Annotated in this window: 21 protein-coding genes; all 21 read left to right on the top strand. The window is 41.7% G+C overall.

What is annotated here, in order from left to right; all coding sequences use genetic code 11:
• Positions 1–9 precede the first annotated feature (9 nt).
• The 21 genes from CSV63_RS07100 to CSV63_RS07200 all read left to right on the top strand — a co-directional run bounded on the left by CSV63_RS07100 (position 10) and on the right by CSV63_RS07200 (position 21412).
• Positions 10–549: a CvpA family protein gene (locus tag CSV63_RS07100; RefSeq protein WP_099695206.1), complete on the top strand. Its 540-nt coding sequence runs from the start codon at positions 10–12 to the stop codon at positions 547–549.
• Between the two features lie 85 nt (positions 550–634).
• Positions 635–2341 carry a DNA polymerase/3'-5' exonuclease PolX gene (gene polX, locus CSV63_RS07105; RefSeq protein WP_099695207.1) on the top strand — a complete coding sequence of 569 codons (1707 nt, stop codon included), beginning with the start codon at positions 635–637 and terminating at the stop codon, positions 2339–2341.
• Positions 2342–2357: 16 nt separating this feature from the next.
• The gene (locus CSV63_RS07110) at positions 2358–4715 is read left to right on the top strand and encodes an endonuclease MutS2 (protein ID WP_099695208.1); all 2358 of its coding nucleotides are present in this window, start codon (positions 2358–2360) and stop codon (positions 4713–4715) included.
• 63 nt (positions 4716–4778) lie between these two features.
• A complete protein-coding gene (locus CSV63_RS07115) occupies positions 4779–5192 on the top strand; it encodes a DUF350 domain-containing protein (protein WP_099695209.1) in 414 nt (137 codons plus the stop codon).
• Positions 5193–5848: 656 nt separating this feature from the next.
• Positions 5849–7552, top strand: coding sequence for a long-chain-fatty-acid--CoA ligase (locus tag CSV63_RS07120; protein ID WP_099695210.1), 1704 nt, complete (start codon positions 5849–5851; stop codon positions 7550–7552).
• 89 nt (positions 7553–7641) lie between these two features.
• Positions 7642–8226, top strand: coding sequence for a fatty acid metabolism transcriptional regulator FadR (locus tag CSV63_RS07125; RefSeq protein WP_099695211.1), 585 nt, complete (start codon positions 7642–7644; stop codon positions 8224–8226).
• A gap of 26 nt (positions 8227–8252) precedes the next feature.
• Complete coding sequence (locus CSV63_RS07130; RefSeq protein WP_099695212.1) at positions 8253–9026, top strand: enoyl-CoA hydratase; 774 nt, start codon at positions 8253–8255, stop codon at positions 9024–9026.
• 23 nt (positions 9027–9049) lie between these two features.
• Entirely contained in the window at positions 9050–9823 is a 774-nt protein-coding gene (locus CSV63_RS07135; RefSeq protein ID WP_099695213.1) for an electron transfer flavoprotein subunit beta/FixA family protein, read from the top strand.
• 36 nt (positions 9824–9859) lie between these two features.
• A complete protein-coding gene (locus tag CSV63_RS07140) occupies positions 9860–10834 on the top strand; it encodes an electron transfer flavoprotein subunit alpha/FixB family protein (protein ID WP_099695214.1) in 975 nt (324 codons plus the stop codon).
• Between the two features lie 85 nt (positions 10835–10919).
• Positions 10920–11234 carry a thioredoxin gene (gene trxA, locus CSV63_RS07145; RefSeq protein ID WP_099629723.1) on the top strand — a complete coding sequence of 105 codons (315 nt, stop codon included), beginning with the start codon at positions 10920–10922 and terminating at the stop codon, positions 11232–11234.
• 51 nt (positions 11235–11285) lie between these two features.
• Complete coding sequence (uvrC, locus tag CSV63_RS07150) at positions 11286–13085, top strand: excinuclease ABC subunit UvrC (RefSeq protein ID WP_099695215.1); 1800 nt, start codon at positions 11286–11288, stop codon at positions 13083–13085.
• A 421-nt stretch (positions 13086–13506) separates the two neighbouring features.
• Positions 13507–14115 (top strand): succinate dehydrogenase cytochrome b558 subunit, encoded by a 609-nt coding sequence (locus CSV63_RS07155; RefSeq protein ID WP_099695216.1) that lies wholly within the window; start codon positions 13507–13509, stop codon positions 14113–14115.
• A gap of 49 nt (positions 14116–14164) precedes the next feature.
• Positions 14165–15919, top strand: a complete 1755-nt coding sequence (sdhA, locus tag CSV63_RS07160) for a succinate dehydrogenase flavoprotein subunit (protein WP_099695217.1) — start codon at positions 14165–14167, stop codon at positions 15917–15919.
• Positions 15920–15924: 5 nt separating this feature from the next.
• Positions 15925–16710 carry a succinate dehydrogenase iron-sulfur subunit gene (gene sdhB / locus CSV63_RS07165; protein ID WP_099695218.1) on the top strand — a complete coding sequence of 262 codons (786 nt, stop codon included), beginning with the start codon at positions 15925–15927 and terminating at the stop codon, positions 16708–16710.
• Between the two features lie 582 nt (positions 16711–17292).
• Positions 17293–17742, top strand: coding sequence for an acyl-CoA thioesterase (locus tag CSV63_RS07170; protein WP_099695219.1), 450 nt, complete (start codon positions 17293–17295; stop codon positions 17740–17742).
• A 75-nt stretch (positions 17743–17817) separates the two neighbouring features.
• Positions 17818–18030, top strand: a complete 213-nt coding sequence (locus CSV63_RS07175; protein WP_099695397.1) for a helix-turn-helix domain-containing protein — start codon at positions 17818–17820, stop codon at positions 18028–18030.
• A 188-nt stretch (positions 18031–18218) separates the two neighbouring features.
• Positions 18219–18629, top strand: coding sequence for a MarR family winged helix-turn-helix transcriptional regulator (locus CSV63_RS07180; RefSeq protein ID WP_099695398.1), 411 nt, complete (start codon positions 18219–18221; stop codon positions 18627–18629).
• Positions 18630–18638: 9 nt separating this feature from the next.
• Positions 18639–19427, top strand: a complete 789-nt coding sequence (gene racE, locus CSV63_RS07185) for a glutamate racemase (protein ID WP_099695220.1) — start codon at positions 18639–18641, stop codon at positions 19425–19427.
• Positions 19428–19554: 127 nt separating this feature from the next.
• Positions 19555–20313 (top strand): ribonuclease PH, encoded by a 759-nt coding sequence (rph, locus tag CSV63_RS07190; protein WP_099695221.1) that lies wholly within the window; start codon positions 19555–19557, stop codon positions 20311–20313.
• Complete coding sequence (locus CSV63_RS07195) at positions 20310–20924, top strand: XTP/dITP diphosphatase (protein WP_099695222.1); 615 nt, start codon at positions 20310–20312, stop codon at positions 20922–20924. The genes rph and CSV63_RS07195 overlap by 4 nt, the downstream gene beginning before the upstream one ends.
• Positions 20921–21412 carry a metallophosphoesterase gene (locus CSV63_RS07200; RefSeq protein WP_099695223.1) on the top strand — a complete coding sequence of 164 codons (492 nt, stop codon included), beginning with the start codon at positions 20921–20923 and terminating at the stop codon, positions 21410–21412. Before CSV63_RS07195 ends, CSV63_RS07200 begins: the two co-directional genes overlap by 4 nt.
• The last annotated feature ends 1 nt before the right edge of the window (position 21413 follow it).

The raw sequence follows: 21413 nt of genomic DNA on the forward strand, positions 1-21413 counted from the left end.
GTTCAAAATATGGTAGATTTACTCATTATTTTACTGCTTATAGGGGGCTTAATTGCGGGCTTTAGACGCGGGTTCATCGTACAGCTCATCCATATGTTAGGATTGATTGTATCAGTAATCGTAGCGTATAAGTTCTACAAGCCGTTTGCAGAAAAATTAATATTATGGATACCTTATCCGGGGGCGACTGCAGCAGATACGCTGAGCTGGACGTTCAAAAACTTGGATATGGATATGACGTTTTATCGGTTGATCGCATTTGTTTTAATTTTTGTCGGAATGAAGCTGGTTTTGCAATTAATTGGTTCCATGTTGGACTTCATCAAGCATATTCCGATTCTAGGTTTCGGTGCGCGTCTAGTTGGCGCAGGACTGGGCTTCATTGAATTTTACGTAATCATCTTTTTTGTATTATCTTTACTTGCGATGCTTCCAGTTGAAGTCATTCAAAACTCAGTAGGTCATTCATTGCTGGCAAAAGCGATATTCGAACATACGCCAATTATTTCCTCGGCAATAAAAAATTGGTGGTTCGTTTATATAGGCTAATGCTCGTAAATAATGTACTGTACATATGAACCAAAAGCTTCCCGAACGCGTGGAAGCTTTTTTAACAGAGTGGGAGGATACGGACTTGAATAAAAAGACTATAATTCGTACATTTGAAAAAATTGCATTATATATGGAGTTACTTGGAGAAAACCATTTTAAGGTGGCAGCATTCAGGAAAGCCGCTTCGATTCTGGAATTGGACACGAGAAGTCTCGATGAGATGGATGATATCCTGTCGTTGAAAGGAATCGGCAAAGGAACCGGTTCGGTCATAACTGATTTGATGGAAAAAGGAACTTCCGATGTATTAATGGAGCTTGAAGAAAAGGTTCCCAAAGGTTTGATTCCTCTCTTGAATATTCCTGGATTGGGTGGAAAGAAAATAGCCAAACTACGAGAAGCGTTGAATATAGATTCGGTCGAATCACTTCAAGCAGCTTGCGAAAGACAAGAGGTAAGCAAAGTTCCGGGATTCGGCAAAAAGACAGAGGAGAACTTATTGCGTGAAATAGAAATACTTGCAAGTCGTTCTGGCAAGACACCCATTTGGCAAGTGACAAAAATCGTTGATATCGTTCAGGCTGAATTACAGTTGATTGAGGAAATTCAGAAGTATCAAGTAGCTGGGAGTTATCGTAGGCGCGAAGAAGAAAGTTCAGATGTAGACTGGATTCTTGTAACTGAAGAACCACAAATCGTTCGTGAAAAAATATTGGCTGCGTTACCGATCGAAAAAGTGATTGCAGCGGGCGATGCTAAACTGTCAATTTCGCTTGATACAGTAAGTCCAATCGATGCGGATTTCCGCTTTGTAACTGAAGATCAATTTGCGACGTCACTACATCACTTTACCGGCTCTGCCGCGCATAATATACGGATGCGCCAGTTGGCTAAAAACCGTAAAGAGAAAATCAGTGAGTACGGCGTGGAAGATGAAGCAGGACATGTGCAGACGTTTGCTAATGAAAAAGAATTTTTCGCTCATTTTGATTTGCCATTCATTCCGCCAAGTATTCGCAAGGACGGAACGGAGCTTGATCGTGTAAAGGAGATTTCCACACTTGTCACACCTGAACTAATCCGTTCCGATCTTCATATGCACACCACTTGGTCAGATGGTGGACATTCAATAGAAGAGATGGTGGAGGCCTGCCGTGCAAAAGGCTATTCACATCTGGTCATTACCGATCATTCGCATTATTTAAAAGTGGCAAATGGTTTAACACCTGAGCGTTTATTGAAGCAAATTGAGGAAATTCGTGAAGTGAATGCGTTGTATGATGACATTGAAGTATTCTGCGGAACTGAGATGGATATTCTTCCGGACGGGACATTGGATTTTGAAGATGAGATTCTAAAGCAACTGGACTTTGTCATTGCGTCTATTCACTCTAGTTTCAATCAACCGCAGGAGCAGATTATGGAGCGTCTGCATACTGCATGTAAAAATCCACACGTGCACATGATTGCCCATCCAACAGGTCGTATTATTGGTCAACGTGAAGGATATAATCCAGATATCGAGCAGCTCATCAAGTGGGCGAGCGAATACGGTAAAATTCTTGAAGTGAACGCAAGTCCATATCGTTTAGATTTGCGCACAGAACACGTAATCCAAGCGATGGAAGCGGGCGTCAATATTGCAATTAATACAGATGCGCACGCGACAGAACAACTTGATATTATGCCGATTGGCGTAGAATATGCACAAAAAGCTTGGCTTCCTGCTGAGCAGGTAGTTAACACATGGCCGCTTGAAACATTTATTGAGAAAGTGATTCGTAAATGAAAGGGAGTGTAAGACATTGGAAAAGCGTGTCTTAAAAACACTTGAATTTGATAAAATTATACAACAAGTAGCGGCACAATGTACGTCCATTGCAGGCCGTGCACATATAGAGCAATTGGTGCCTTCAAAAAATCTCGAAGATGTCACTCGGTTACTTGAGGAAACAGATGAAGGCTTGGCACTTTTACGTATCCGTGGGAATGTCCCAATGGGTGGAATCCATGATATTCGATCCCATGCTAAACGCGCGCAAATTGGTGGAATGTTAAGCGCAATGGAGCTAGTGGAAATTGCAGATACGATCCGTGCCAGCAGAATTCTTCGTCAGTTTTTAGAAGCTGTTGCGACTGAAGGTGAGATCTCTATTCCGCATTTAATCGCGCGTAAAGAAGCGATGCCGATCTTGACAGCGATTGAACATGAAATCAATGCAGCAATCGATGATAATGGTCGAGTGATGGACAGTGCGTCATCCGCGTTACGTTCGACTCGTCAAGGCTTACGTATCCAAGAAAGTCGCGTGCGTGAACGTCTTGAAAGTTATACAAGAGGGAAGAACGCATCGAAAATGCTATCTGACGCAATCGTTACGATGCGTAATGATCGTTACTGTATTCCCGTTAAAGCAGAATATCGATCCCATTATGGCGGTGTAATTCACGATATGTCATCATCTGGTCAAACACTATTCATCGAGCCAGATGCAGTCGTTCAGGCAAATAACGAGATTCGTGAACTGAAAATTAAAGAGCGGGAAGAAATCGAAAAGATTTTACTTGCCTTATCGGCTAGTGTTCAAGAAATCGCTCATGAGTTATTCACATTAGTGCAGCTATTGGCAGAAGTGGATGTTATTTTAGCGAAAGCTAAGTACGGTACTGCCAATAAATGCACGAAACCGGCAGTTAACGCAGATGGCTATATACGCCTCTCTAAAGCGCGTCATCCTCTTCTACCAATCAGCGAAGCGGTAGCGAATACGATTGAATTTGGCAACGACATAACAACGATTGTGATCACCGGTCCGAATACAGGGGGTAAGACAGTTACGCTGAAAACAGTGGGGCTTTGCACGTTGATGGCGCAATCAGGTCTGCCAATTCCTGTTCTTGATGGTTCTGAAATTGCCGTCTTTGATTCGATTTATGCGGATATCGGGGATGAGCAATCGATTGAACAGAGTTTGAGTACATTTTCTTCTCATATGGTCAACATCGTGAATATATTAAAGAAGTTCGATGATCGTTCTCTATTGTTATTCGATGAATTAGGCTCGGGGACGGATCCTCAAGAAGGTGCTGCTCTTGCTATATCCATTCTCGATGAAGTACATGGTACTGGCGCACGTGTAATGGCGACCACTCATTATCCGGAATTAAAAGCGTATAGTTTTAACCGGCCAGGTGTTGCCAATGCGAGTGTTGAATTCGACATTGATACGTTGAGTCCGACATATCGTTTACTGATCGGTGTACCGGGACGAAGTAATGCGTTTGAAATTTCCAAACGATTAGGTTTACAACATCATGTAATAGATCGTGCAAAGAGTTTCACAGGAGAAAATCGTGGAGAAGTAGATTCGATGATCGCCTCTCTTGAAACAAGCCGTGTACAATCCGAAAAAGATGCTGAACGTACACATGATGTACTTTTGGAAACAGAGAAGTTGAAAAAAGAATTACACGATAAACTCCAAGAATTTGAAGAGCAAAAAGACCGTTTAACAGAAGCGGCCAAAGAGAAAGCGAAAAAAATCGTGGATCAAGCCAAAACGGAATCCGAAGCGGTTATTTCAGACTTACGTGCTCTACGGTTGAATGCAGGGGCTAGTGTTAAGGAACATGAGTTAATTGAAGCTCGAAAACGATTGGAAGGCGCTAGGCCTGAAGAAAAGAAAAAGAAAGTCATTAAAGCACAAGCAGGACCTCGTCCGTTACAACAAGGGGACGAAGTAAAGGTACTCGCGTATGGACAAAAAGGGACTCTTGTTGAAAAAGTATCAGATAATGAGTGGATTGTTCAAATTGGTATTTTGAAGATGAAATTACCTGAGTCTGGATTGCAATATACGAAACCTGAAAAAGAAAAGAAACATGTCACAGTGTCAGCAGTAAAAGGTCGTTCTGAGCATGTGAAAATGGAGCTCGATTTACGTGGTGAACGATATGAAGATGCTCTTGCGCGCACAGAGAAGTATATTGATGATGCATTATTGTCCAACTACCATCAAGTGAATATTATTCATGGTAAAGGAACAGGGGCACTTCGACAAGGGGTTCAACAATACTTAAAAAAACATTCACGCGTGAAATCCTATCGCTTTGGCGAAGCGGGCGAAGGCGGGAGTGGCGTCACTGTAGTAGAATTAAAATAAATGAAACCTTTCAGCTGTTTGAATCGTATGACTAGCAAAAGAACATAAAGAAGGTGTAGCGTTGTGGATCATACGGGATTTTGGAGTCATCCATTAGTTGAGACGGCGGGGTATTTCAGTGTCGTTACACTGTGCTTGATTGTATCAATGGTGCTATTTGAAATTGTAACAAAATATAAAAACTGGGAAGAAATTCGTAAAGGAAACTTGTCAGTGGCGATGGCAACAGGCGGAAAGATATTTGGTGTCGCAAATATTTTCCGCTATTCTATCGAGCAGCACAATAGTCTATCGCAGATGATGGGCTGGGGCTTATTCGGCTTCCTGCTTCTTGTCTTTGCCTATTTGCTGTTCGAATTCCTGACACCGAAGTTTAAAGTAGACGAGGAGATCCAAGCGGACAACCGCAGTGTCGGCTTCATCTCGCTCTGCATTTCTGTCGGTCTGTCATTCGTCATCGGCGCCAGTATTTCATAGGAGATCGCATATTATGGAAAGATTAATTAAAATATTATTAGTAGTCTGTGTACTCTTCGTCCTTATCGGAGTATACTGGCTCGTCACCAACACACCCTGACCTTGGTCTTGGTGTGTTTTTTATAGTTGAAATGTAGAAGAGCAAGACCAAACGGAGGATAGTTAAGTAGTGTTTACGAGGGAATTGATGCTCTAGCTGGGGATGCCTTCGAGGAAGCAATCTTGAGCCTCTTCGTTCGCTAAGTGTAAAGATGTGCTTCTAACGCTTCGCTATTACTCGCAAAAGTTGTTCTTCGTTTACATTGCAGGGATTGGAGCGTAGGAGGGGCGACTACCGCGGGAATAGCAATTACTTCTGCGATTATAAGCGGAGCGTTATGAGCATAAGTCTTGAGACCCCACAGCGAAGCGAGGAGGTTCAAGCCATGCCCGCAGGAAAGCGTCCCCTCCGAAGCGTAAATCCCCTCTCGTATCCCATGCCCAGCCTCTCCATCTTCTGAAAATGTATAATAGTCATCACACGCACATAGACTTAGAGGCATGTATATAGATAGATAAAGCGCTTACATATTTATCTTGTAAACTAATTAGTTTATCGATATACTAATGAACAAGGAATATTCAAACAATTATATTACGATAAAGGAGTTGTAAAGATGACGAAAAAACCTTGGCTTTCTGTATATCCAAAAGAAATTCCGACTACTTTAGCCTATGAAAATATTCCATTGCAAGACTATCTAACCAGATCCAGTAAAAAACATTCAACTAACACCGCGATGCATTTTATGGGGAAAGACATCACGTTCAAAGAATTTCATGAGTCCGCTCTAAAATTTGCTTCCTATTTGCAAAAATTAGGAGTCGTAAAAGGCGATCGCGTGGCCATTATGTTGCCAAACTGTCCGCAAGGCGCAATCGCTTACTACGGAATTCTGTATGCAGGAGCCATTGTGGTTCAGACAAATCCACTGTATACAGAGCGCGAATTGCACTACCAACTTTCTGATTCGGGTGCAAAAGTGATTATATCGCTTGATATTTTATTCCCTCGTGTCACGAAAGCTATGAACGGAACTGCGCTTGAAAATATTATTATTACGGGAATCAAAGATTATCTCCCGTTCCCAAAAAATCTTATCTATCCATTCATTCAGAAAAAAGAGCATAAGTTGATGGTAAAAGTAGAGCATCGTGGTATGCATCATGTATATACCGAAATCATGAAAACAACAAAACCCGATCCGATTCATGTAGCGTACGAGAACGGTGATATTGCATTATTGCAGTATACCGGAGGAACTACAGGTCCGCCAAAAGGTGTCGAATTGACCCATTCCAATTTAATAAGCAATACGGAAATGTGTAGTGCGTGGTTATACAAAACGACTGATGGCGAAGAAACGATTATGGGCATTCTACCATTTTTCCATGTGTATGGTATGACGACCGTTTTGATTTTCGCTGTAATGAAAGGTCATAAAATGGTGTTGATACCTAAATTTGATTTCAAGACCGCATTGAAAGATATTGACAAACAAAAACCAACCATATTTCCTGGGGCACCCACGATCTATATTGGTCTGTTGAATCATCCCGATTTGGACAAATATGATCTATCCTCTATAAAAGCTTGTATCAGTGGATCTGCTGCATTACCAATTGAAGTGAAAGAAAAGTTCGAAGCGGTAACCGGTGGAAAACTTGTGGAAGGATATGGCTTAACAGAGACGTCTCCAGTCGCTATGGCTAACTTTATTTGGGATGGATTGGAAAAGCGTGGCTCGGTTGGCGTTCCGTGGCCTGATACGGATGGATGCGTGCTTGGTCCTGGCTCATCAGAACCATTACCAGTAGGGGAAATTGGTGAGATTGCGGTAAAAGGGCCACAAGTAATGAAAGGTTATTGGAATAGACCTGAAGACACACAGGAATCATTCCGGGATGGTTGGTTTTTGACAGGAGACTTAGGGTATATGGATGAGGACGGATACTTCTATGTGGTCGATCGTAAAAAAGATATGATTATCGCAAGTGGGTTCAATGTTTATCCACGCGAGGTTGAAGAAGTCCTATATGAACATCCCGCTATTCAAGAATGTATCGTAGCAGGTGTGCCAGATCCATATCGTGGTGAAACTGTTAAAGCGTATATTGTTTTAAAAGAAGGATATTCTATAACGGAAGCAGAATTAGATACGTATTGCAGAAAACAGCTTGCTGCATTTAAAGTTCCAAAGCATTATGATTTCCGCGAAGATCTACCAAAAACAGCAGTAGGTAAAATACTGCGCAGAACATTAGTGGAAGAAGAACGAAAGAAATTAACGGAAGTTCAGAATTCCTTAAAAAGTTCGTAACAAAATGCTTGACTATAAACCAAAAGAATATTAACATGAAAATATGAATGAATAGTCATTCATATTTTCTTTTTGGTGGTGAATCATTAATGAAGCGAACTAAACCTAAATATAAACAAATAGTAGACGCTGCTGTAATTGTTATTGCAGAGAACGGTTACCATCAAGCACAAGTCTCAAAAATAGCTAAAGAAGCTGGAGTTGCGGATGGGACCATTTATTTGTACTTTAAAAATAAAGAGGACATCCTAATATCTGTATTCAGAGAAAAAATGGCAATTTTCGTAGAAAATATTAAAGAAATATTAAAAACAGATCTTCCAATCGCAGAAAAACTGGAATTAGTTGTGGAAAATCATTTCAAAGTATTGCAAGAAGATCCTCATTTAGCGATCGTCACACAATTGGAACTCAGACAGTCAAATAAAGAACTGCGATTCCAAATCAATAATGTGTTGAAAGAATATATGGTTTTGTTGGATACTTTGCTTGAAGAAGGGGTAAAGAATGGAGAATTATCTCCCAATCTAGACCTTAGACTAGCAAGGCAGATGCTATTTGGCACTATGGACGAAACGATTACCTCTTGGGTGATGAACGATCAGAAGTTTAATTTAGTCAGCCTAGCACCTAAAGTTAGCAATATGCTATTGCATGGCTACGAACAACAGTAAGCATTGTATAAAAGGAGAGATTGTAGATGACATTGATTAACTTGGAAATGGATGGACATGTCGCATTAGCAAAAATTGATCATCCCCCAGCGAATGCTTTATCTTCGAAATTGATTGAGGAAGTGGATCAGTTGTTGACTAGCGTAGAGCACGACAACGATGTTCGTGTTGTGGTTTTATACGGTGAAGGCCGATTCTTCTCAGCAGGCGCAGACATAAAGGAATTCACAACAATCGACACTGGAGCAGCGTTCTCGGAGCTTTCTAGTAAAGGACAAGAAGTCTTCGAGCGTCTTGAAAATTTCCCTAAACCTGTAATCGCTTCCATTCATGGAGCCGCACTGGGGGGCGGTTTAGAGCTTGCTATGGCTTGCCATATCCGTTTAGTCACGAAAAGTGCAAAACTGGGCTTGCCTGAATTGCAATTAGGTCTCATTCCTGGATTTGCAGGAACGCAACGTTTGCCACGTTTGGTCGGTGTAGCTAAAGCAGCAGAAATTATGTTGACAAGTGATCCGATCACAGGAGAAGAAGCAGTACAGTGGGGTCTTGCAAATCATGCATATTCAGAAGAAGAACTTTCGGCTGAGACATTAAAGATTGCGAAGAAGATTTCAAAGAAGAGCCCAATTGCAGTGAAACATGCATTACGCATGCTTTCCTACTCAAAAGATCCTTCATTCTATGAAGGAGTGGAAGAAGAAGCTAAGTCATTTGGCACAGTATTCGTCTCTGAAGATGCAAAAGAAGGTATCCAAGCATTTATTGAAAAACGTCAACCTACATTTACTGGGAAGTAATTATCAAAAAGGAGGTTCTATTAATGAACATTTATGCATTAGTAAAAAGAACATTTGATACGGAGGAAAAAATTTCAATTTCAAACGGTGCCATTGCTGAAGATGGCGCAGAATTCATCATAAATCCATACGATGAGTATGCAGTGGAAGAAGCTATTAAACTACGTGACGAACACGGTGGGGAAGTAACTGTACTATCAATCGGTAACGAAGATTCCGAGAAACAATTGCGTACTGCATTGGCAATGGGTGCAGATAAAGCAGTACTCATCAATATTGAGGACGACATTGATGATATTGACGAATACACTTCCGCGAGAGTCATTGCGGATTACTTAAAAGATAAAGATGCTGATATAATTCTGGCAGGTAATGTAGCAATTGATGGCGGTTCAGGACAAGTAGGACCACGCGTTGCAGAATTACTAGGCATTAACTATGTCACGACAATTACTGAATTAACGATAGATGGAACGAACGCAACAGTTGTACGAGACGTAGAAGGGGATTCAGAAACTATTGAAACATCCTTACCGATTCTCGTAACAGCACAACAAGGTCTAAACGAACCACGCTATCCTTCATTGCCAGGTATTATGAAAGCGAAGAAAAAACCTCTTGAAGACCTAGAGTTCGATGATCTGGACCTAGAGGAAGATGACGTGGAAGCGAAGACAGAAACAAAAGAAGTCTTTTTACCACCCGCGAAATCAGCTGGGCGTGTACTTGAAGGAGAGCCAGCCGATCAAGCAGCTGAACTCATTAAATTATTGCGTAACGAAGCGAAAGTAATTTAATTCATACAGAGAACCGTAATTAGGAGGGACTATATTATGTCAAAGAAAATGTTGGTTTTAGGTGAAGCACGTGATGGAGAACTACGTAACGTATCATTTGAAACAATTGCAGCAGCAAAGAAAATTTCAGGCGGCGGAGAAGTTGTCGCTGTTCTTATAGGGGATCAAGTTCAGTCACTTGGCGAAGAAATGATTCATTATGGAGCAGACCGTGTAGTAACGGTTGAACATCCGCATTTGAAGCACTATACACCAGATGGCTTTGGCCAAGCGTTCCTTGCAGTGTACGAAGAAGAATCCCCAGACGGTGTCATATTTGGACATACAGCTATGGGGAAAGACTTATCACCAAAAATTGCAAGTAAGCTTGGAACTGGATTAATTTCAGATGTTACAAAAATTGAAGGAGAAGGCGATGACGCAGAGTTCATCCGCCCAATTTATTCTGGTAAAGCATTTGAACGAGTAGAAATTAAAGAAGGGTTGCAATTTATCACAATCCGTCCGAACAACATCGAGCCATTAACGCATGATGCAAGCCGCTCAGGTGACGTAACAGCGAAAAGTGTGGAAATTACGAATCTTCGCTCTGTCATCAAAGACGTAGTACGTAAATCAACAGAAGGCTTGGATTTATCTGAAGCGAAAGTAATCGTAGCAGGCGGCCGTGGCGTTAAAGGACCTGAAGGATTTGAGCCTTTAAAAGAATTGGCAAATCTTCTAGGCGGTGCAGTCGGTGCTTCACGTGGAGCATGTGACGCAGATTACTGCGATTATTCATTACAGATTGGTCAAACGGGTAAAGTCGTTACACCGGACTTGTATATTGCAGCTGGAATTTCTGGAGCGATCCAGCACGTAGCAGGTATGTCCAACTCGAAAGTCATTGTGGCAATCAATAAAGATCCAGAAGCGAACATCTTTAAAATCGCAGACTACGGTATCGTAGGCGACATTTTCGAGATTATCCCCATCATGATCGAAGAAATTAAACAGATTAAAGCAAGCTAATGAATGAGTACAGGCATTTTTTTAGCCCCTTCTATACCTCCATGATATAATACGAATATAGTTAAAGACTAAGGAGGAAATAAGAATGGCAATTATTAATGCAACTGATTCGAACTTTGCTGAAAACGTAAAAGAAGGCGTAGTACTAGTGGACTTTTGGGCACCTTGGTGTGGTCCTTGTAAAATGATCGCTCCTGTACTAGAAGAACTATCAGGTGAACTAGAAGGAAAAGCGAACATTGTAAAAGTAAACGTGGACGATAACCAAGAAACGGCTAGCCAGTTCGGTATCATGTCGATCCCAACACTTCTCCTCTTTAAAGACGGGGAAGTAGCTGAGAAGGTAGTAGGCTTCCAACCGAAAGAAGCACTTGCACAACTAGTTGAAAAACACGCATAAATACAAGAGACCGGGCCGCAGAGCAGCCCGGTTTTTTAGTAGGTGAAAATAATGAATGAAATCATTGAACATAAACTTTCGATCCTCCCCGAATTGCCGGGTTGCTATTTAATGAAGGATCGTCAAGGTACAGTCATTTATGTAGGGAAAGCAAAAGTATTGAAAAACCGTGTGCGTAGCTATTTCACGGGTTCCCATGATGGCAAGACACAACGATTGGTCGGCGAAATAGAGGATTTTGAATATATTGTTACCAATTCTGAAATTGAAGCATTAATTTTGGAATTGAACATGATAAAGAAATACGATCCAAAATATAATATCATGCTAAAAGATGACAAAACATATCCGTACTTGAAAATCACGAACGAACGTCATCCGAAATTGATCATTACGCGAAAAGTCAATAAAAAATCAGGTAAATATTTTGGACCCTATCCAAACGCTAGCGCAGCCCATGAAACAAAGAAATTACTGGATCGCTTATATCCGTACCGTAAATGTCAAAGTATTCCTACACGCGCGTGTTTGTATTATCATATCGGGCAATGTCTTGCGCCTTGCATAAAAGAGGTACCTGCAGATGCGTATACTGAAATGATTGCAGACATTACACGATTCCTTAATGGCGGCTATAAAGAAGTCAAAAAGGAGCTGCAGCAAAAAATGAATAAAGCTGCGGAAGAATTAGAATTTGAACGTGCGAAGGAATATCGTGATCAAATTACCAATATTGAAACCGTCATGGAAAAGCAGAATATGAATGCGAATGATTTTACAGATCGTGATATTTTTGGCTATGCAGTGGATAAAGGTTGGATGTGTGTGCAGGTGTTCTTCGTTAGACAAGGTAAGATGATAGAACGGGATGTCTCTATATTTCCTGCCTATCGGGATCCGGAAGAGGAATTACTAACATATCTGGGTCGTTTCTATGGAGAAGCTCAACATTTATTGCCAAAAGAAGTACTTCTGCCGGAAAGCGTTGATTTTGCATTAGCAGATCAACTACTTGATACGAATGTGTTGATACCGCAACGTGGAAAGAAAAAAGAACTTGTCAAACTGGCCGTCAAGAATGCGTCTATTGCATTGAATGCTAAATTCCAAATTATTGAACGCCAAGAAGAACGTACAATTGGTGCTTGTGAAGAACTTGGAGAAGCGATGAACATCAGTACTCCTCTTCGCATCGAAGCTTTCGATAACTCGCATACACATGGCGTGGAACCAGTATCCGCGATGATATCATTTGTAGATGGAAGACCTAATCGAAAAGATTACAGAAAGTATAAAACTAAAACTGCTGCAGCGCATGATGACTATGGTGCGATGCGTGAAGTGGTTAGGCGACGCTATACACGTGTTTTAAAAGATCAGTTGCCTTTACCCGACTTAATTGTCATTGACGGTGGGAAAGGACAGATGGAAATCGCACGTGAAGTGCTAGAAGATGAACTCGGACTTTCCATCCCGATAGCCGGACTGGCAAAAGATGATAAACATAATACAGCACAGTTGCTGTACGGTCATCCACCGCAGATTGTCCCGTTGAAGAAAACAAGTGAAGCTTTTTACTTGCTTCAACGCGTCCAAGACGAAGTCCACCGATTTGCTATTACGTTCCATAGACAGAGACGGGGGGCATCTTCACTGACTTCATCACTTGATGGAATTGAAGGTGTTGGACCAAAACGTAAACAGCAATTACTGAAACATTTTAAAACAGTGAAAGCCATACGCGAGGCAACACCCGAACAATTAAAAGAAGCAGGGATACCAAAGAAAGTAGCAGAAGAGTTGCTCGCTCATTTCCAACAACCTGAGGAGTCTGAAAAAGCCCCTGACTGAATAAAGTCAAGGGGCTTTAATTAGCATGTAGTGTTAAGTTATCAGATTACGGTTAGACGTTTGATTTTCGCCACAATTTATCCGAATAGTCAGTATTTTTTGCGTAGACGGAAAATGCATAAATAAATGAGTTGTGTAACGGAGACGAATGATAGGAAAAACTCTCAAACCCAAACTCTCGTAAGGTTCATACAATGTCAAGCGTTGTCAGATCATAGGGAAAAGTGAAGGGTTATTCGACGTTTTTAGAAAAATCATAATCTACTATGAAAAGTTCACAGCGTCTTGACCTGTCCAATACAGAGGAGTACAATATACATGTTATCATATTGTACCATGAAGAGAGGTACTGGTGAATGTGAACTAGATAGAGAAACGCATCACTACAGTATAATCTCAGAAATAAGGGAGGGTAAAAGACTTGTCGAAAGAAACAGATTTTTTCTTACGCCGTCTACATTCGTTGCTTGGTGTAATTCCAGTTGGACTTTTTGTTGCCCAACACTTAGTAATTAACCATTTTGCAACGCGCGGTGAGGAAGCATTCAACACAGCATCTAATTTTATGGGGAACTTGCCGTTTGTATTTTTCCTGGAATGGTTTATTATTTACATTCCACTCATGTTCCACGCATTTTACGGAGTGTACATAGCTTTCTCAGCGAAATACAATGTGGGCCATTACAGTACTTTCCGTAACTGGATGTTCACGCTCCAACGATTCACGGGCGTATTCCTTGTCATCTTCATTGCATGGCATGTATACGAAACTCGTATTCAAAAAGCCCTTGGAGCTGAAGTAGACTTCAACATGATGGTCGATATTTTGTCGAATCCACTTATGCTTGTATTCTATATCCTAGGTGTTGTATCTGCTACTTTCCATTTAGCAAACGGACTTTGGTCTTTCTGTGTTACATGGGGAATTGCACAATCACCATCATCACAAAAAATCGTGTCTTACATCACAATCGTTATATTCTTAATACTTTCTGTAATTGGAATTCAAGCACTTCTAGCTTTTGTGTAAAAAACTAACTAACTAATGAAATTATGTATAATTGAGGAGTGACACAATAATGGCAAAAGGCAGATTGATTGTCGTCGGTGGAGGTCTAGCTGGACTAATGGCTACCATCAAATCAGCGGAAGCTGGTGTACCGGTTGACTTGTTCTCGCTAGTACCAGTAAAACGTTCCCACTCCGTATGTGCCCAAGGCGGCATTAACGGTGCTGTAAATACGAAAGGTGAAGGCGACTCCGTCGACATTCACTTTGATGATACAGTTTACGGTGGGGACTTCCTAGCGAATCAAAAACCAGTACAAGCAATGACGGCAGCAGCTCCTGGAATCATCCACTTATTGGACCGTATGGGTGTTATGTTTAACCGCACACCTGAAGGCCTATTGGATTTCCGTCGTTTCGGTGGTACACTTCACCACCGTACAGCGTATGCAGGTGCAACAACTGGACAACAGTTACTTTATGCTCTTGATGAACAAGTGCGTTCGCACGAGGTATCAGGACTTGTACAAAAATACGAGCACTGGGAATTCCTTGGAATTATTAAAGATGAAGAAGGTACGTGCCGTGGGATCAAAGCCCAAAACTTGAAGACGATGGAAATTCAAGCGTTCAAAGCGGATGCTGTCATCATGGCAACAGGCGGCCCTGGTATTATTTTTGGTAAGTCCACAAACTCTGTGATCAATACAGGTTCTGCAGCTTCCATCGTATACCAACAAGGTGCAAAATATGCAAACGGAGAATTTATTCAAATTCACCCAACAGCGATTCCGGGAGACGACAAGCTTCGTCTAATGAGTGAATCTGCACGTGGTGAAGGTGGACGAGTTTGGACGTATAAAGACGGAAAGCCATGGTACTTCTTGGAAGAGAAATATCCGGACTATGGTAACCTAGTTCCACGGGATATCGCGACACGTGAAATCTTTGACGTATGTGTAAACCAAAAACTAGGTATCAACGGTGAAAACATGGTGTACTTGGATCTATCCCATAAGGACCCGAAAGAACTTGACATTAAACTTGGTGGAATCATCGAGATTTATGAAAAGTTCACGGGAGACGATCCACGTAAATTGCCGATGAAAATTTTCCCGGCTGTTCACTACTCAATGGGTGGACTATGGGTTGACGATCATCAGCAAACAAGCATCCCAGGCTTATTCGCAGCAGGCGAATGTGATTACTCACAGCACGGTGCAAACCGTCTAGGTGCTAACTCTTTGCTATCTGCTATCTACGGCGGAATGGTCGCAGGACCAAACGCAATCGATTATATGAAACATCTAAAGCGTACAGCTGATGAACTTCCTGCAACGATCTTCGAAGATGCAGTGAAAGAAGAGCAGCAAAAATGGGAAGACACTCTGAAGATGGATGGTACGGAGAACGCGTACATTCTTCACAGAGAGCTTGGCGAATGGATGACTGACAACGTAACGGTTGTTCGTTTCAATGATAAATTGAAGCAGACAGACGACAAAATTGTCGAGTTACTTGAGCGTTATGAAAATATTAATATTACGGATACACAGCAATGGTCTAACCAAGGAGCTATTTTCACACGTCAGTTGAAAAACATGCTATATCTAGCACGTGTAATCACTTTAGGTGCATTGAATCGTGATGAAAGTCGTGGCGCGCACTATAAGCCGGACTTCCCGAATCGTGACGATGAGAACTTCTTGAAAACAACAATTGCGGAATTCGATGGAGTCTCTGCACCAATTATTTCATATGAAGATGTAGATACATCTCTCATTCCTCCACGTATCCGCGATTACTCAGCGAAGAAAGGAGATTAACAAAAGTGAGCGAACAACAAACAGCAACTGCTACAAAAACTGTCGTGTTTGACATTCAGCGTCAAGATACTGCCACTTCAAGCCCATATGTGGAAAGATTTGAAGTTCCATATCGCCCGAATATGAACGTAATTTCGGCCCTAATGGAAATCAGACGTAACCCAGTAAATGCCAAAGGTGAAAAAACGACGCCTATTAACTGGGATATGAACTGTTTGGAAGAAGTCTGTGGTGCATGTTCAATGGTTATAAATGGTCGCCCTCGTCAGTCATGTACTGCGCTGGTTGATCAGTTAACACAACCTATTAAACTTGAGCCTATGCGTACATTCCCAGTCGTTCGTGACTTAGTTGTTGACCGTGAATTCATGTTCGATTCGTTAAAGCGCATTAAAGCATGGGTTCCGATCGACGGTACGTACGATCTTGGTGAAGGTCCTCGTATGCCTGAGCGTAAACGTCAATGGGCATATGAATTGTCTAAATGTATGACGTGCGGGGTATGTCTAGAAGCTTGTCCGAACGTAAACGACAAGACAAACTTCATGGGTCCTGCATTAATGTCACAAGTACGTCTATTCAATGCCCATCCGACGGGTGCTATGAACAAAGATGAGCGTTTGGCTACTGTTATGGGAGACGGAGGAATCACTGAGTGCGGTAACTCACAAAACTGTGTAGTTGCCTGCCCTAAAGGAATTCCATTGACGACTTCTATTGGTGCAATTGGTAGAGCAACGACGATCCAAATGTTCAAAAACTTCTTCGGAAGTGACCACCAAGTAGATTAATTTCTATAAGTAAAGCTGTCCAGAAAGTCGTAACTCTACGACTTTCTGTGGCAGTTTTTTTTGACGTTAAAATTAGTAGAGTAAGAAATGGTGCTGGCGTGCGGATTTGCGCTTCGGGGGGGACGCTTTCCTGCAGGCATGGCTTGAGCTTCCTCGTCCTCTACATGCAAAGACGTGCTTCTAACGCTCTGCTAGTACTCGCAAAAGCCGTTCTTTGTTACGGCTCTCGCTACCTGCGGGATCTCAAGGCTCATGCTTATCCCGCGGGAGTTGCCCCTCCTACGCGTGTATCCTTGCATTGCGAGTGGGTATTATTTTTGTTGATTAATGTAGTTAGGTTTGTACTTGATCTTAACAAAGTTCAAACTCAACAATAATATAGACATAATTGTCAGTGAGTGTTCTAAGTCCTACCACTATAAAAAGTAGGAGTGAAGCGTCCGCCAGCTGGAGCTGCAATCCCTTTGTGCTCACTAGCTAACCCTTCATTGCCAGTAATGTTAGTTATGTTATTTGACGTAAATTTATATTTTGATATACTGAAGAAATGAATAATCATTCATTATGAAGGGGTGCATGTAAATGAGAGAGAGTTATATTGATAATTTAGAGGAATGGATAGAAGGATTTCATTTTCATGCGGAAGTTACAGTCCGTTTTTCTGAGACCGATATGTATGGACATTTAAACAACACAAAAGTATTTGCATATTTTGAGTATGCTAGAATTGAATTTTTAAAACATCTAAACCATATGGCCAAATGGGTTGATCCAAAGGGCAAAACAATTCCAATAGTAGCGGATTTACAATGCGATTTTGCGAAGCAAGTGTACTTTGACGAAAAGCTACAGATCTATGTAAAGGCTAATTCCATGGGCACGAGTTCAGTTGATTTGCATTATATGGCTAAGAATGAACGCAATGAAATCGTCTTGACAGGTAGAGGTGCTATCGTTCAAATTGGAAAAGGTGATGGAATGCCTGTTGCATGGACAGAAGAAGAAAAACAGATGTTTCTCAAAAACTCGTAAAAGCCTACACAGCCGCCCCTATCCTTACATATCCTAAGGGGAAAGCGTAAAGAGGAGGGGCGCATCTTGGATGAAATGCAAAACCGTTCTTTATTAACAAATCGGGAACGACAAATTTTCACTTTGCTGGTAGACGATTTTACAACAAAAGAAATTGCTGGACAGCTGACCATTAGTGAAAAAACCGTACGAAATCATATTTCGAATACGATTCAAAAACTGGGCGTATCAGGCAGAGCACAAGCTATCGTTGAATTACTGCGATTGGGAGAATTACAGCTACACTAAAATGATAGCTTTCTTATGATAGTAGATTAATTTTGTGCAATCGGTGTCAATTACTTCATCTCTAGCCTACAACCGAAGGAAAAAATGTTGCGTTCATCAATGAAAACGGTACAATGAAAAGATAGGACTCATTTCAGGGAGCTGATTTTTTGTTGAATGAACAGAAAAACGTACCAACTGATATCGTAATGATGGAAAAAGACTTGCGATACATTGCGTCCATCATTAAAGAACAGGGTCGAAAAATATTAAAGAACTCTACTATTACACCTCCTCAATTTAGCGCTCTTCAATGGTTGTTGGAATATGGAGATATGACCATCGGTGATCTATCCAATAGAATGTTCCTAGCTTTCAGCACCACGACGGATTTAGTAGACCGAATGGAGAATAGTCAACTAGTGAAGCGGGTGCGGGATGAAAAGGATCGTCGGGTTGTCCGTGTCCATTTATTACCTGAAGGGATACGAATTATTGAAGAGGTCATACAAAAGAGACAAGAGTATTTACAAGACGTTCTTGCCGATTCAAATGAGCAAGAAATTCAGCGTTTTTCAGAAATGCTGGCTACACTACATGAACAGATGACAAGAGATTGAGGGATTACATTGAATGCACCTATTGGAGTAATTGATTCGGGGGTCGGTGGACTAACAGTTGTCAGAGAGTTACGTCACCACTTGCCGAATGAACCTATTATTTATATTGGCGATGATGCACGTTGTCCGTATGGTCCTCGACCTGCGGAAGAAGTGTTGCAATTTACGATGGATATGGTCAACAGTCTGGCACAAATGGGTATTAAATTACTGGTGATTGCGTGTAACACTGCGACTGCCATAGCGCTAGAAGACGTACGGAAGAAATTTGATTTTCCTATTGTCGGTGTGATTAAGCCAGGGGCCCGAGCAGCTGTCAACGCGTCGCAAACAGGCGAAATTGCCGTGCTTGGTACAGAAGGCACTGTGAACAGTAAAGCATATGATCAAGCAATACAAGCTCTAAAAAAGGAAGCGAAAGTCTATTCACTTGCGTGTCCGGATTTCGTGCCGATCGTTGAAAGTGGTGAATATCGCGCACAAGCGGCCAGGGATATAGTCGATAAGACATTACAGCCTTTGCATAACTACTCGTTTGATTCTGTAATACTTGGCTGTACGCATTATCCATTATTGCAAGAACATATTGAAGCGCATTTCTCCAATCAAAAGAATGTTATTTCTTCGGCGGCCGAGACTGTGATTGACGTTGAACGGATTCTTAAGGCTAAGCAATTACAGTCTGTTAATCCTATAGAGCCAGTATTTTATACAACCGGCTCAACAGAAAAATTTCAGGCCATCGTTGAAGATTGGCTTGCCATTCCGCAGCCAGACGTACGCAAGTTGACTTTTTAGTATAGAGTAGTGCCCGAAAACTGTACATTGTTTTCGGGTTTTTTGTTGTGAATATGGTAAGATGGATTGATTGTAGACTTGATGAGCAAGTCACACCAAATAGATGAGTCAAAATGGAGGAAATTGTATGCGACATGATGGAAGAGCAATAGAAGATATTCGTACCGTAACGATCGAGAAAGATTATTTGATACATCCAGAGGGTTCCGTACTGATTTCAGTCGGCAATACTAAAGTGATTTGTACAGCGACGATTGAAGATCGAGTACCGCCGTTTATGCGTAACAGTGGAAAAGGGTGGATATCCGCTGAGTACTCTATGTTGCCACGCGCCACTGGACAACGGACAATCCGTGAATCATCCCGTGGTAAAGTAGGCGGTCGTACAATGGAAATTCAACGTTTGATCGGACGAGCTTTGCGTGCAGTCGTTGATTTGGATGCCATTGGAGAACGTACGATTTGGATTGACTGTGATGTCATTCAAGCAGACGGTGGAACGCGAACGTCTTCCATTACAGGTGCATTCGTTGCGTTGGTCATCGCTGCGAATAAATTGCAAATCGAAAAGAACCTACCTGTTTTCCCAGTTCGCGATTTCCTAGCTGCTACAAGTGTGGGGAAATTGGCTGACGGTCATTTGATCACAGATCTCGATTATGTAGAAGATTCTTCGGCAGCTGTGGATATGAATGTTGTGATGACTGGGCAAGGTCAATTCGTAGAACTCCAAGGCACAGGCGAAGAAGCTACTTTTTCTCGTGCGGAAATGAATGATTTATTAACATTAGCTGAGTCCGGTATTGAACAACTGATTGCCATTCAAAGAGAAGTATTAGGTGAGTTAGCAGATAAGATTGGACAACAGGCAGGCGAAGCACAATGAAAGAAGTGTTAATCGCAACGAATAATAAAGGGAAGGCAAAAGACTTTGAAGTGCTCTTTCGTCCTTTAGGTATTACCGTGCTGACGTTGCAAGATATCGAAGAATCAATTGATGTAGAAGAAACCGGTACCACTTTCGTTGACAATGCCATACTGAAAGCCGAGACGGTTGCGAATTTACTGGGGAAAATAGTAATTGCAGATGACAGTGGGCTGGAAGTGGATGCATTAAATGGCGAGCCAGGTGTCTACTCTGCACGCTATGCAGGCGAGCCTTCGGACGATGAAGCGAATATCGATAAGTTGCTAGCTAAACTTTCAGGAGTACCTAAAACAGCACGTCAGGCACGTTTTCGATGCGTTCTGGCAATTGCAGGACCAAGTGTCGAGACAACTACCTATTCTGGTAGCTGTGAAGGGGTCATTACAGAACAACGACAAGGAACGAATGGGTTCGGCTATGATCCGATATTTTATGTACCTTGTAAAGAAAAAACAATGGCAGAATTATCTGCAGAAGAGAAAAGTGCAATCTCTCATCGAGGGGCAGCTTTAGCTGAGTTAAAAGAGCAGCTACCAGAATTTATTACGCGGATGGGGGAGATAAAATGAAACTAATTGTTTTGAGTGATTCACATGGCGACGTGCATACAGTGAAGCAAATTACATCATTGCAAGCAGACGCAATATTCCATTGTGGCGACAGTGAATTATTGGCAAAAGATCCATTGCTCAATGGAATCCATATTGTTCGTGGTAACTGTGACGGCGATGATCAATTTCCAGCGTCCATTGTTCAGAAAGTGGACGATGAGACTGTATTTGTCGTCCATGGCCATGAACACGACGTGAAGTGCTCTATGCTGGCTCTTTCCTACGCAGCAGCTGAACAGCAAGCCACCATTGTGTTATTTGGCCATTCCCATTTGTATGGGGCGGAAATGATCAACGATGTACTTTTTGTTAATCCGGGAAGCACGACGCAACCACGTGGCGGTAGGAAAGCTTCCTACGCAGTCATCGAAATAGCCGATGCTTATACTGTGAGTTTTCATAGTATGAATCACGACTTACTAGACCAAATCATTTTAAATAAATAGT

This window comes from Sporosarcina sp. P34, assembly GCF_002743375.1.
GTDB lineage: Bacteria > Bacillota > Bacilli > Bacillales_A > Planococcaceae > Sporosarcina.